This is a genomic window from Lysinibacillus sp. JNUCC-52, from assembly GCF_015999545.1.
Taxonomy (GTDB): domain Bacteria; phylum Bacillota; class Bacilli; order Bacillales_A; family Planococcaceae; genus Lysinibacillus.
In genome coordinates this window covers 2,947,405-2,960,857 of sequence record NZ_CP065546.1, presented here as the reverse complement: position 1 = coordinate 2,960,857, position 13,453 = coordinate 2,947,405, and the positions used below count along the sequence as shown (strand labels likewise).

At 39.3% G+C, this 13,453-nt stretch carries 15 protein-coding genes and 2 other annotated features; all 15 genes read right to left on the bottom strand.

Going from position 1 to position 13,453, the window contains the following annotated elements:
* Nucleotides 1-115: 115 nt before the first annotated feature.
* Nucleotides 116-3,691 carry a DNA-directed RNA polymerase subunit beta gene (rpoB, locus tag JNUCC52_RS14560; RefSeq protein ID WP_228134202.1) on the bottom strand — a complete coding sequence of 1,192 codons (3,576 nt, stop codon included), beginning with the start codon at nt 3,689-3,691 and terminating at the stop codon, nt 116-118.
* Nucleotides 3,692-3,932: 241 nt separating this feature from the next.
* Nucleotides 3,933-4,535: a class I SAM-dependent methyltransferase gene (locus JNUCC52_RS14555; RefSeq protein WP_173479250.1), complete on the bottom strand. Its 603-nt coding sequence runs from the start codon at nt 4,533-4,535 to the stop codon at nt 3,933-3,935.
* A 74-nt stretch (nt 4,536-4,609) separates the two neighbouring features.
* Nucleotides 4,610-4,969: a 50S ribosomal protein L7/L12 gene (rplL, locus tag JNUCC52_RS14550; protein WP_010860618.1), complete on the bottom strand. Its 360-nt coding sequence runs from the start codon at nt 4,967-4,969 to the stop codon at nt 4,610-4,612.
* Between the two features lie 73 nt (nt 4,970-5,042).
* Nucleotides 5,043-5,543, bottom strand: a complete 501-nt coding sequence (rplJ, locus tag JNUCC52_RS14545; RefSeq protein ID WP_173479249.1) for a 50S ribosomal protein L10 — start codon at nt 5,541-5,543, stop codon at nt 5,043-5,045.
* A gap of 32 nt (nt 5,544-5,575) precedes the next feature.
* Nucleotides 5,576-5,722, bottom strand: a sequence feature (ribosomal protein L10 leader region).
* Between the two features lie 54 nt (nt 5,723-5,776).
* On the bottom strand, nt 5,777-6,475 hold the full coding sequence (gene rplA, locus JNUCC52_RS14540) for a 50S ribosomal protein L1 (protein WP_173479248.1): 699 nt from the start codon (nt 6,473-6,475) through the stop codon (nt 5,777-5,779).
* A gap of 116 nt (nt 6,476-6,591) precedes the next feature.
* Complete coding sequence (gene rplK, locus JNUCC52_RS14535) at nt 6,592-7,017, bottom strand: 50S ribosomal protein L11 (RefSeq protein ID WP_004233593.1); 426 nt, start codon at nt 7,015-7,017, stop codon at nt 6,592-6,594.
* Nucleotides 7,018-7,248: 231 nt separating this feature from the next.
* A complete protein-coding gene (nusG, locus tag JNUCC52_RS14530) occupies nt 7,249-7,782 on the bottom strand; it encodes a transcription termination/antitermination protein NusG (RefSeq protein WP_139859436.1) in 534 nt (177 codons plus the stop codon).
* A 313-nt stretch (nt 7,783-8,095) separates the two neighbouring features.
* A complete protein-coding gene (secE, locus tag JNUCC52_RS14525; RefSeq protein WP_004233589.1) occupies nt 8,096-8,281 on the bottom strand; it encodes a preprotein translocase subunit SecE in 186 nt (61 codons plus the stop codon).
* A gap of 48 nt (nt 8,282-8,329) precedes the next feature.
* Nucleotides 8,330-8,476, bottom strand: coding sequence for a 50S ribosomal protein L33 (gene rpmG, locus JNUCC52_RS14520; protein ID WP_139859437.1), 147 nt, complete (start codon nt 8,474-8,476; stop codon nt 8,330-8,332).
* A 76-nt stretch (nt 8,477-8,552) separates the two neighbouring features.
* Complete coding sequence (sigH, locus tag JNUCC52_RS14515) at nt 8,553-9,200, bottom strand: RNA polymerase sporulation sigma factor SigH (protein WP_139859439.1); 648 nt, start codon at nt 9,198-9,200, stop codon at nt 8,553-8,555.
* 68 nt (nt 9,201-9,268) lie between these two features.
* Nucleotides 9,269-9,781 (bottom strand): NYN domain-containing protein, encoded by a 513-nt coding sequence (locus JNUCC52_RS14510; protein ID WP_139859441.1) that lies wholly within the window; start codon nt 9,779-9,781, stop codon nt 9,269-9,271.
* A 2-nt stretch (nt 9,782-9,783) separates the two neighbouring features.
* Nucleotides 9,784-10,536 carry a 23S rRNA (guanosine(2251)-2'-O)-methyltransferase RlmB gene (rlmB, locus tag JNUCC52_RS14505; protein ID WP_139859443.1) on the bottom strand — a complete coding sequence of 251 codons (753 nt, stop codon included), beginning with the start codon at nt 10,534-10,536 and terminating at the stop codon, nt 9,784-9,786.
* Nucleotides 10,536-10,955 carry a Mini-ribonuclease 3 gene (locus JNUCC52_RS14500; protein ID WP_139859444.1) on the bottom strand — a complete coding sequence of 140 codons (420 nt, stop codon included), beginning with the start codon at nt 10,953-10,955 and terminating at the stop codon, nt 10,536-10,538. Before JNUCC52_RS14500 ends, rlmB begins: the two co-directional genes overlap by 1 nt.
* A 5-nt stretch (nt 10,956-10,960) precedes the next feature.
* On the bottom strand, nt 10,961-12,361 hold the full coding sequence (cysS, locus tag JNUCC52_RS14495) for a cysteine--tRNA ligase (RefSeq protein ID WP_173479246.1): 1,401 nt from the start codon (nt 12,359-12,361) through the stop codon (nt 10,961-10,963).
* Nucleotides 12,358-13,008: a serine O-acetyltransferase EpsC gene (epsC, locus tag JNUCC52_RS14490; RefSeq protein ID WP_139859448.1), complete on the bottom strand. Its 651-nt coding sequence runs from the start codon at nt 13,006-13,008 to the stop codon at nt 12,358-12,360. The genes cysS and epsC overlap by 4 nt, the downstream gene beginning before the upstream one ends.
* A gap of 189 nt (nt 13,009-13,197) precedes the next feature.
* Nucleotides 13,198-13,415 (bottom strand) — a binding site (T-box leader).
* Between the last annotated feature and the right edge of the window lie 38 nt (nt 13,416-13,453).

The window sequence follows — 13,453 nt, the reverse complement described above, 5'->3', positions numbered from 1 at the left end:
TAAAAATAGATTGATTTCATTCATAAAGAAAAGTCGAGCAGGGCGTTAAATCCTGCCCGACTAATTTGAAAAATAAGTTTGACCCTTCACACGAATGTGAACTTAACCTTATCCATTATTCAAAAGACTCTACTGGCTCTTCTTCTGTTTCTGGTTGTGGCGCAATATTAAGTGCGTCCGCAGGTTGAAGATCTTCTTCTTCGTCTAAATCGCGAAGCTCTACTTCTTCATCATTGATTGTTAACATTTTAACATCCATACCAAGAGATTGTAGTTCTTTAATCAATACTTTGAATGATTCTGGAACGCCAGGCTCTGGTACGCTTTCACCTTTAACGATAGCCTCGTATGTTTTCACACGACCAACAACGTCATCGGATTTAACAGTTAAAATTTCTTGAAGTGTGTATGCTGCACCGTATGCTTCAAGTGCCCATACTTCCATCTCACCAAAGCGTTGTCCACCGAACTGCGCTTTACCACCAAGTGGTTGTTGTGTAACAAGTGAGTAAGGACCTGTTGAACGTGCGTGAAGTTTATCGTCAACCATGTGCGCAAGTTTGATCATGTACATGATCCCAACAGATACACGGTTATCGAAAGGTTCACCTGAACGTCCATCATACAGGATTGTTTTACCATCACGGTTCATCCCTGCTTCTTCCATTGTTTCCCAAACATCTTCTTCGTTGGCACCATCAAATACTGGTGTTGCCATATGAACACCTAAGTAACGAGAAGCCATACCTAAGTGTAACTCTAAAACTTGTCCGATATTCATACGAGAAGGTACACCTAATGGGTTTAACATGATATCGACAGGAGTACCATCTGGCATAAATGGCATATCCTCTTCCGGTAAGATACGAGAGATAACCCCTTTGTTACCATGTCGTCCGGCCATTTTGTCCCCAACGCGGATTTTACGTTTTTGAACAATGTAAGCACGAACTAATTGGTTAACACCTGGTGGTAACTCATCGCCGTCTTCACGGTTAAATACTTTAACGTCAAGGATGATACCGCCCGCACCATGTGGTACGCGTAATGAAGTATCACGAACTTCACGTGCCTTTTCACCAAAGATTGCATGTAATAAGCGCTCTTCAGCTGTTAATTCTGTAACCCCTTTAGGCGTTACTTTACCTACAAGAATATCACCATCGCGTACTTCCGCACCGATACGGATAATACCACGTTCGTCTAAGTTACGAAGTGCATCTTCCCCAACGTTTGGAATGTCGCGTGTAATTTCTTCAGGCCCTAATTTTGTATCACGAGATTCTGACTCGTATTCTTCAATATGAACTGAAGTATATACATCGTCTTTTACAAGGCGCTCACTCATAATAACAGCATCCTCATAGTTGAACCCGTTCCAAGTCATGAAAGCAACAAGTACGTTACGACCTAAAGCAAGTTCACCGTTTTCCATAGATGGACCGTCTGCTAAAATATCGCGAGGTTTCACACGCTCGCCAACTTTTACAAGTGGGCGTTGGTTGTATGAAGTACCTTGGTTTGAACGAATGAATTTTTGTAATTTATATTTTGTTAAATCGCCTTTAACTTCTTTACCATCAACTGTTTCAATGCGACGCACATGGATTGAACGAGCTTCAACATGCTCCACAATACCATCGTATTTCGCTACTACAGCCGCACCAGAGTCACGCGCATCTACGTGTTCCATACCAGTACCAACAAACGGAGCTTCTGGATTTAAAAGAGGAACCGCTTGACGTTGCATGTTGGCACCCATAAGCGCACGGTTAGAGTCATCGTTTTCTAAGAACGGAATACATGCAGTCGCTGCAGAAACTACTTGTTTAGGAGATACGTCCATATAGTCCATTTGAGCCTTATTGAAAACTGTGTTATCCCCACGGAAACGACCTACAACTTCTTCGTTAGTAAATGTACCGTCTGGATTTAATGGCGAGTTCGCTTGCGCTACATAGTAGTTATCTTCTTCGTCAGCTGTTAAGTAATCAATTTGATCTGTTACTTGGCCAGTTTCGTGATCAATACGACGATATGGCGTTTCAATGAAACCAAATTTATTTACTTTCGCGAATGAAGACAGCGAGTTGATTAAACCAATGTTCGGACCCTCAGGTGTTTCGATTGGACACATACGACCATAGTGAGAATAGTGAACGTCACGTACTTCGAAACCAGCACGCTCACGCGTTAAACCACCAGGCCCTAATGCAGATAGACGACGTTTATGCGTTAATTCTGCTAGTGGGTTTGTTTGGTCCATGAATTGAGATAATTGAGAGCTACCAAAGAATTCTTTAATAGATGCAATTACTGGACGAATATTGATTAATTGTTGCGGTACGATAGCGGCTGTATCATTGATAGACATACGCTCACGTACAACACGTTCCATACGAGATAAACCGATACGGAATTGGTTTTGTAATAACTCACCAACAGAGCGAAGACGACGGTTACCTAAATGGTCAATATCATCTGTTGCTCCTACTTGGTAAAGTAGGTTGAAGAAATAACTTACTGAAGATAATACATCAGCAGGTGTAATATTCTTCACTTCTTCGTCAATGTAGGCATTGCCAATAACATTGATTTCTTTTTGCGCTTCATCTTTAGGAGCATAAATTTTAATAGATTGGATTGTAACGTCATCTTCAAGTACTCCGCCAACTTGTGATAAAGTGCGGTAGCCAATGCCTTTAGAAGAATCCTCTAGGTAAGGTAAAATCTTATCTAAAGTACGACGATCAAGCACAGTGCCCTTCTCTACTAAAATTTCGCCTGTTTCTGGATCAACAAGCGTTTCAGCAATCGTTTGGTTGAATAAACGATTTTTAATGTGAAGCTTTTTGTTCATTTTGTAACGACCAACGTTCGCTAAATCATAGCGCTTAGCATCAAAGAAACGAGAATATAATAAACTTTTCGCACTTTCTACTGTTGGTGGTTCACCTGGGCGTAAACGCTCGTAGATTTCTAAAAGTGCTTTTTCAGTACTTTCAGAGTTATCCTTTTCTAGCGTATTACGTAAATACTCGTTATCACCGATAATATCGATAATCTCTTGATCTGAACCGAAACCTAATGCACGAAGTAACACTGTTACTGGTAGCTTACGAGTACGATCAATACGTACATACACTACATCCTTCGCGTCAGTTTCATATTCTAACCAAGCACCACGGTTTGGAATTACAGTTGCACCGAAGCCTTTTTTACCGTTTTTATCAGTTTTATCATGGAAATACACACTTGGTGATCGAACTAATTGTGAAACGATAACACGTTCAGCACCGTTAATAATGAACGTACCTGTTTCTGTCATTAATGGGAAGTCACCCATGAATACATCTTGTTCTTTCACTTCGTCTGTTTCTTTGTTGTAAAGACGTACTTTCACGCGTAATGGAGCTGCGTAAGTAACATCTCGCTCTTTACACTCATCGACATCATATTTAGGATCACCTAAAGAATAATCGATGAATTCTAATGAAAGATTACCTGTAAAGTCCTCGATCGGCGAAATGTCACGGAACATTTCACGTAAACCTTCTTCAAGGAACCACTCGTAAGACGCCGTTTGAATCTCAATCAGATTTGGAAGCTCAAGCACCTCTTTAATACGCGCAAAGCTTCTACGCTGGCGGTGTTGTCCGTACTGAACTAGTTGACCTGTCAACTCATTCACCCCTCAATAAAGCGATATTAGGTCTTTGCAAAATCATCCAAATAGTGTATGATTTCGAAAGACAAAAAGAAAACGAGTCTTCAAAAGATCTCATTTTCGGTTAACTAAACTTATCTTGGCAAGTATACCCATATAAAATCATTCATATACCAAAAGGGCACACGACCTCAAAATAATATTTTTGCATTGTATCATATTATCATAGCCGTTTTGTCAAGTCAATATTTTATACATATTTCATTTATTTTTTTGCACGCACTATCCAGTATCCTTTTTTCTTCTCCACAACATCGACTTCAGAAAATTTTTCTTCTAAATAGCTAACCGTTGATGGCGCACCTTGCTTCTTCTGAATTACTACCCATAGCTCTCCAGAAGTCACTAACTTGTTATAAGCACCATCGTAAAAGCGGAAAACCGTGTCCTTTCCTGCCCGAATTGGAGGATTGGTTAAAATAGCTGCAGCCTTCGCCTCATCATCTACATTCGATAGTCCGTCACTGACAAATATTCGTACATTTTGAACACCGTTTACTTGCGCATTTTTTTGAGAAAGCGCAACCGCTCGTTCATTAATATCCATCATTAAAACAGTGCGCTCAGGATTCGTCTTGGCAATTGATAATCCAATTGGTCCATAGCCACAGCCTACATCAAAAATCGCACCATCTACATCTGGCATTTGAAACGCATCTATTAATACACGGGATCCAAAATCTACTTCGCTTTTACTAAATACACCTGCATCCGTTTCAAAGGAAAACGTATGCCCAAGTAACTTGAACGTCCAGTGACGAGGTTTACTTTCAGTTTGAGGCTTACTTGTATAATAGTGATCTGACATTTTCACGCCTCCTCAGAATGAAGAAAAAGCTCGCCACAATGACGAGCTTCCTTTTGTATAAAAGTAATACGAGATTACTTAACTTCTACAGATGCGCCAACTTCTTCAAGTTTAGCTTTGATTTGTTCAGCTTCATCTTTAGAAACGCCTTCTTTAAGAGCTTTAGGAGCGTTATCTACAACTTCTTTAGCTTCTTTAAGACCTAAACCAGTGATTTCGCGAACCACTTTGATTACTTTGATTTTTTCAGCACCAGCAGATGCTAATACTACGTCGAATTCTGTTTTTTCTTCAGCTGCAGCAGCACCGCCAGCAACTACTGCTACTGGAGCAGCAGCTGTTACACCGAATTCTTCTTCGATAGCTTTTACTAAATCGTTTAATTCAAGAACTGTCATAGCTTTGATAGCTTCTAAGATTTGCTCTTTGTTCATTATAATTTCCTCCTAATTGGATATGGTTTTAGTTTTTTGCGGTCAAGCCGCAGAAGTTATGCGACGTAAGGAATTACGCGCCTTGTTCTTCTTTTTGTTCTGCAACAGCTTTTGTTGCAAGTGCGAAGTTGCGCACTGGAGCTTGAAGTACAGATAAAAGCATTGAAAGAAGACCTTCGCGTGATGGAAGTTCTGCAAGTGCTTTAACATCTTCAACAGAAGAGATTGTACCTTCAATGATACCCGCTTTAATTTCTAAAGCTTCGTTTTTCTTAGCGAACTCGTTGATGATTTTAGCAGGGGCTACAACATCTTCAGATGAGAACGCGATTGCGTTAGGACCAGTTAATACTTCATTGATTCCTTCAACGCCAGCAGCTTCAGCAGCACGACGAGTTAAAGTGTTTTTGTAAACTTTGAACTCAACACCAGCTTCACGAAGTTGTTTACGAAGTTCAGTCACTTGTGCAACATTAAGACCACGGTAATCCACAACTACTACAGAAGCAGCGCCTTGGAATTTTTCAGTGATTTCTTGCACTTGTGATTGTTTGTTTTCGATTGCTTTGCTCATGATGACACCTCCTATTAGAATGGGTCATTTATACCGACAAAAGTAAAGCCTCTGGGTCATATAGACACAGAGGCTGAAAGTCATCATCTTTAAAATAAGAATCCGAATTCCGATGTCCTCGGTAGGATCATTAAGTGACAAGTCACTCCTACTGTCTACGGTACAAATGGATGATTCACAACAGCATCCATCTTACCAAAGATACGGATAGCTGTCAACCGATTTATAATAAATTATTTTACTACTACGTTAGCAGCATCAATTTTGATAGCTGGACCCATTGTAGTTGTAACATTTACAGATTTCATGTAAGTACCTTTAGCTGCAGCAGGTTTTGCTTTTTGAACAACGTCAAATACAGTTAAGAAGTTTTCTACTAATTTTTCTGTAGAGAAAGAAACTTTACCGATAGGAGCGTGGATAATACCAGCTTTGTCAGCGCGGTATTCTACTTTACCAGCTTTGATTTCTTCGATTGCTTTTGTTACGTCGAAAGTAACTGTACCTGTTTTAGGGTTTGGCATTAAACCTTTAGGTCCTAATACGCGACCAAGTTTACCAACTTCACCCATCATATCAGGAGTTGCTACGATTACATCGAAGTCAAACCAACCTTGTTGGATTTTTTGGATGTATTCTGCATCGCCTACATAATCAGCGCCAGCAGCTTCTGCTTCTTTAAGTTTTTCACCTTTAGCGAAAACTAATACGCGTTGAGTTTTACCAGTACCGTTTGGAAGTACTACTGCTCCACGGATTTGTTGGTCATTTTTACGAGTATCGATTCCTAAACGAAAAGCAACTTCTACAGTAGCGTCGAAGTTTACTGAGCTAGTTTTTTGAGCAAGTTCGATTGCTTCTTGTGCGCCGTATACGTTGTTACGGTCGATTAATTTCGCTGCATCTTGCAGTTTTTTACCTTTTTTAGCCATTATATATTTCCTCCTTGATTGTGGTTATAGCGGATTTTACCTCCCACGAATAAAGGTTGCGCGTTCACAAAGAAACTCCGCAACCTTCCAAAAACAAAAACATCAAGTAACTGGGATTAGTCTTCGATAACAATACCCATGCTTCGTGCAGTACCTTCAACCATTAACATAGCAGCTTCAACTGAAGCAGCGTTAAGGTCTGGCATTTTAGTTTCAGCGATTTCGCGAACTTTATCACGTTTAACCGTTGCAACTTTTTTACGGTTTGGTTCACCAGATCCAGATTGGATACCAGCTGCTACTTTAAGTAAAACTGCTGCAGGTGGAGTTTTCGTAATGAAAGTAAATGAACGGTCCTCAAATACTGAAATTTCAACTGGAATAATAAGACCAGCTTGATCAGCAGTACGCGCATTGAATTCTTTACAGAATCCCATGATGTTCACACCTGCTTGACCTAATGCAGGACCAACCGGTGGAGCTGGGTTTGCTTTACCAGCAGGGATTTGAAGTTTAACAACTTTAATAACTTTTTTAGCCACGAGACACACCTCCTTAAGTCCGTGATGTGGTAATTGGGTTGCCCCTCCCACTCAATATCTGTCTGTCAGCTAAGTGCCGATAACATTAAAATTATCATTACAGACGTCATCCGAAGTATGACAGTCTGACCTTTGAAATGATACCACTTTTAATTTTTTTAAGCAAGTAGTAATTAACAAAATCTGCGATATACGCTTAATCATACGTAATATGTTAACTAGAAAGTAAAACTATAATTTTTGAATTTGCTCAAAATCCAGTTCCATAATCGTTTCGCGACCAAACATATCTACAGATACTTTCAGTTTTCCTTTTTCAGCGTCGATTTCTTCAACACGTCCTTGGAAGTGTGCAAACGGTCCTTCTAATACTTCAACTGCTTCACCAATAGTAATATCGATTTCAACAATTTTATCAGTCATACCCATTTGCTCTAATAGACGATCTGCTTCTTCTGGTAATAAAGGTGTTGGTTTTGCCCCACCACCTGATGAGCCGATAAAGCCAGTTACGCCTGGTGTATTGCGGACAACATACCAAGAATCATCTGTCATAATTAGCTCTACTAGAACATAACCAGGGAAGACCTTACGCATCATTGTCTTCTTTTTGCCGTCCTTCATTTCTGTTTCCTCGTGCTCAGGCACGATCACACGGAAGATTTTATCTTGCATCCCCATTGTTTCAACACGTTTTTCTAGGTTTGCTTTTACACGGTTTTCATACCCCGAATACGTATGAACAACATACCAATTTTTCTCCATAACTGCTAGGACTATTCGTCCGTCCCTCCCTTACAAATAAAAGTGAAAATGATCGCGATATGCAAAGTGCATCCTTTATTCTTTTTCACAAACTTCCCAATAGAAAAACATAGCTTTCGCCATAGCAAGCGAAAGCTCGATGATATATACCTAATTAGCATAGTCATCTATCGCTACCAACATACTTATACTGGTAGTCACACTTATCATAATGAGAACATTTTACTGCTCTTCACTTCATAAAACAAACGAAAAAACCCGTTATTGTAATGGACGGGCTATTTTCAAAAGTATTAACATGCTCTTTTCTAAATTATAAATCTAAGTACCAGCGGAATAATGATGAAATACCTAAGTCTACTAACACAAAAAATAAAGCCATAATTACTACAGTTGAAATTACAACGACTGTATATTTCGTCAGTTCTTTACTTTTTGGCCAGCTAGTTTTTCGCATTTCCGACATTACGTCGCTGAAAAAACTTTTAATCTTGCCCATTCTAGCCTAACCTCCGAATCAATCATATCTGTCTATTTACAAAATATTTTATAACGTTTGTTTATGCACTGTATGTTCATTGCAATGCGAGCAAAATTTCTTTAATTCGAGACGTACAGTAGTATCTCCCTTAGCAGGAAATGTGTAATTTCTCGATCCGCATTTTTCGCAATTTAGCACGACTTTCTTTGTCATGAAATCACCTTTTCGGCACTTTGTCTTTTAAAGACTAACACCTAAAATTGTCAATGTCAACAAGGGTACATGCGCTCTATAACATTTCCTCGAGCACTAAATGACGCTCTAATTTCCGCTTAACTCGTTGCAAAGCATTATCAATTGACTTCACATGCCGATTCAATTTTGCAGAAATTTCATGATAAGATTGTCCATCTAAGTATAGAGCTAATACTTGTAGCTCCAATTCACTCAAAATTTCGCTCATTTTCTCTTCTAAATAACCAAACTCTTCTCTATGAATCATTAACTCTTCTGGATCATCCATAATAGCGCCCGTTAACACATCCATCAATGTGCGATCTGATTCTTCATCAAAAATAGGCTTATCTAAAGAAACATAGGAATTTAGCGGAATATGTTTTTGCCTTGTTGCGGTTTTAATAGCTGTAATAATTTGTCTTGTAATACATAACTCTGCAAAAGCTCGGAAAGAAGCCAGCTTGTCCCCTTTAAAGTCGCGGACTGCCTTATACAAGCCAATCATACCTTCTTGCACAATATCTTCTTTATCAGCCCCAATTAAAAAATAGGACCTTGCCTTTGCTCTTACTAGCAAACGGTATTTTGTAATTAAAAAATCTAACGCATCTGTATTACCTTGATGCACCATTTCAATAAGCTCTTCATCATTGAATCGTTCAAAATCTTGTGTCACTTGTACAATACTATTTTTAAACATGGTATCACCTCAGCTGCAACAGATAATTAGGAACAGTATAACGGAATTGGAAAATATGCGTCAATCAATCATTTTAATCCTCGACGCCACTTTTCGAATGCAAGTGCCACATCCGGCTTCAGTTCAATGCGCGAAGGTGGCTTGCTATCTTGCTTTCGTTTTACATCATGAGAAATTTTATGCTGAATAATGCTCATATCAATTTCAAGCTCTCTTGCCGATTTGCGTAGTGCACCATTACCAAAAATAACACTTTGCTCTGCCATATCGGAAGTCGCAACATGAATTTGTACATGTCTTGCCTTAAGTTCATGTGTCATCTTTTCAATGCGTTCATCTGCTGTTTCATTTTTCCTTGTATAAATGATTTCGACACCATTCTCTATATAAGATTGTTCCACACCAGGCACAAGATGGGCGTCAAAAACTACAATTACGCGCCACCCTATCGCCGCTTTGTATTCAGCCATAAGCTCAATTAATCGCTTACGTGCATCTTCAAAATTTGTGTCACGTAATGGACGTAGCTCTTTCCAAGCTCCAATCATATTATAGCCGTCAACAAGCAAAATGTTTTTCATCGTTACTCATTCGCTTCTTGACGTTTACGATACACTTCGTACATTAAAAGTGCGGCAGCTACAGAAGCATTTAATGATGTGACATGCCCGACCATAGGTAGATGATATAAAAAGTCACATTTCTCTTTTAACAGGCGCCCCATTCCTTTACCCTCACTACCAATAATAATGGCAAGTGGTAAGGTTGCATCCATTTTTCGATAATCCGCAGAACCTTTTGCATCTGTACCAGCAATCCATACGCCACGCTCTTTTAATTCATCAACTGTTTGGGCCAGGTTATTAACACGCACGACAGGTACATGCTCAATCGCTCCTGTAGAAGCCTTCGCCACAACCGCTGTTAAACTTACTGAGCGACGCTTTGGAATAATAATACCATGTACACCAATTGCATCTGCTGTACGCATAATAGAGCCTAAATTATGCGGGTCTTCTAACTCATCTAATATTAAGAAAAACGGATCTTCTTGTTTTTTTTGTGCCGCTGCAAATAAATCATCTATTTCCGCATAGCTATACGCTGCAACAGAAGCAACAATTCCTTGATGATTAGCATCTGATAATTGATCGACCTTTTTCTTCGGTACGAATTGAACAATGATGCCACGTTCTCGCGCCAAATCAAGCAGTTCATTGACCCCTGATTTTTTAACACCTTCTGCAATCCATACTTTATTCATATCGCGGCCTGAACGAAGTGCTTCTAACACTGGGTTTTTACCGGCAATAATTTCACCATTTTGTTCTGCCATTATTTTGACACTCCTTTTAATTCCTCGATTATTTGAATAGCGTATGCAATGATGTCATAAACGCGTTCTAGTTCACCTAGTAAGTACAAGCTTCCAAGTACCGCCTCAAAGCCAGAGCTATTTCGGTATGTTTGGACATCGGTATTTTTCGGAACAGAACCGGACTTGGCATTGCGTCCACGTCGGAACACCGCCAATTCCTGCTCTGTTAAATAGTTTTCATCCATCATTCGATGTACAATCGTAGACTGTGCCTTTGCTGAGACATAATGTGTTGCTTCTCTATGGAGTGTATTCGGCTTTACACGGCCACTACGTAGTAAATACTCGCGGACCTTTTGTTCTAAAACCGCATCTCCCATATATGCGAGCGCTAATGCATTTAATTGCTTAACATCTTCATTTCGGAGTTTATCCAAGTTACTTACCCTCGTTTCCATCTTGTCCCTTGGCGTGTATCCTCTAAAATGATACCTTGCGCCTGTAAATGGTCGCGGATTTCATCTGAACGAGCAAAGTCACGGTTTTTACGTGCTTCAACGCGTTCTTGCAAAAGTGCTTCAATCTCTTCGTCTAGCAGTTCAACTTCTTTTGCAAATTCAATACCTAAGACGTCACCTAATACCTCAAAAGTTTCAACAAAAGTGACTAAAACTTTTTCATCAGTATTTGTTTCATTCAAATAAATATTAGCAATACGAGCTAATTCAAATAATACTGAAATAGCATTTGCTGTATTGAAATCATCATCCATCGCTTCTTCAAATTGCGCTTTTTGTGTAGCGATTTGTTGGAGCCATTCATCCGAGTGATCACCTAGACTAGCAGTAGCAGACAGGCGGTACTTAACGTTATTGTAGGAAGTACGAATGCGCTCTAAACCAGTAGCAGCAGCATCTACCAAATCTTTAGCAAAGTTAATTGGGTGACGATAATGTACAGATAACATAAAGAAACGTAAAATTTGCGGATCGATTTGTTTACGAATATCGTTTACAAGTACAAAATTACCAAGGGATTTAGACATTTTTTCATTATCAATATTAATATATCCATTATGCATCCAGTAGCGCGCAAATGTTGTATCGTTATGCGCTTCAGATTGTGCAATTTCATTTTCATGGTGCGGGAATGTTAAATCTTGACCACCTGCATGTATATCAATTGTATCACCTAAATGCTCACGTGCCATAACAGAGCATTCAATATGCCAGCCTGGACGTCCGTTGCCCCAAGGACTTTCCCAATATATCTCACCTGGTTTTGCCGCTTTCCATAAAGCAAAATCTAATGCATCGTCTTTTTTCTCGCCTGCTTCGATACGTGCGCCGATTTTTAAATCGTCCACCGATTGATGTGAAAGCTTACCGTAGCCATTAAATTTCCGAGTTCGGTAATAAACATCACCTGCAGATTCATACGCATATCCTTTTTCGATTAACACTTTAATAAATTCAATAATGTCATCCATATGATCTGTGACACGAGGGTGTACATCTGCCTTTTTGCATCCTAATGCAGTAACATCCTCAAAATAAGCAGCAATAAAACGGTCTGTAAGCTCATGCACTTCTTCACCAAGTTCATTTGCTGCTTTAATAATTTTATCGTCCACATCTGTGAAATTTGATACAAATTTCACATCGTAGCCTTTATATTGAAAATATCGTCGTACCGTATCGTACACAATGACAGGACGTGAATTCCCAATATGAATATAGTTATAAACAGTCGGACCGCAAACATACATTTTCACTTTTCCTTCTTCTAGCGGTACGAAAGTTTCTTTTTGTCTTGTTAATGAGTTAAAAATTTGAATACTCATTGTGTTTCTCTCTCCTTTTGTAAGCGTCCGATTTCTTTTTGCAATGCTGCTATTTGCTTTTCGAAACCTTGACAACGTTCCTCTACTGGGTCAGGAATATTTTGATGGTCTAGTTTTTTCTCCAAACGAACCCCATCTCTCATTACTACTTTACCAGGGATACCGACTACAGTAGAATTTGGTGGTACTTCTTTTAAGACGACTGAACCCGCACCAATTTTACTATTCTCACCAATTGTAATAGAACCTAATACTTTTGCACCAGTGGCAACTAACACATTATCTTCTAATGTCGGATGGCGTTTGCCTTTTTCTTTCCCTGTACCACCAAGCGTTACACCTTGATAAAGTGTTACATTATCACCTATCTCACACGTTTCCCCTATAACAACGCCCATGCCGTGGTCAATAAAGAATCGACGACCAATTTTAGCACCAGGGTGTATTTCAATTCCTGTAAAGAAGCGACTTACTTGTGAAATCACACGTGCGATAAAATAAAAACGTCTTTTAAAAAACCAGTGTGCAACACGATGTGCCCATGTAGCATGCAGACCTGAATATGTTAACACAACTTCAAGTACACTGCGCGCTGCTGGATCATTTTCAAAAATTGTCTCTACATCTTCCTTTATTCTTTTAAACATCAAAAACTCCCCCTTTTTGATTCAATGTGTGTTTGCGACTCAACTACGTTATTTCAAACCTTACAATAACCCCAAGCAAAAATTTCTTTTAAACCTATTTGTTATTAGTAATGATTTCCCTTTTCCATCTAACACTTGAAAATCATAAAAAAATAATAAAAAGCGCCCCTATCATTCCTAAAAAGGAATGACAGAGACGCTGAATTTGCGCGGTTCCACTCTGATTGAAGGCACAAGCCTTCCACTTTGGACGTCCTATAACGGGAACGATTCGATAAAGCCTACTTATGTTCAGCTCTATGCTCAAAGGTGCATTTCGGTTTTGCCTTGGCTCAGACCACTTTCAGCCGGTGATGGTCCTCTCTTTAGAGCATGCGCCACGTACTTCTCCTTATCAACGCTTTCTCAATGTACATTCATTTTACATCGAAGAAACAGATTGTCA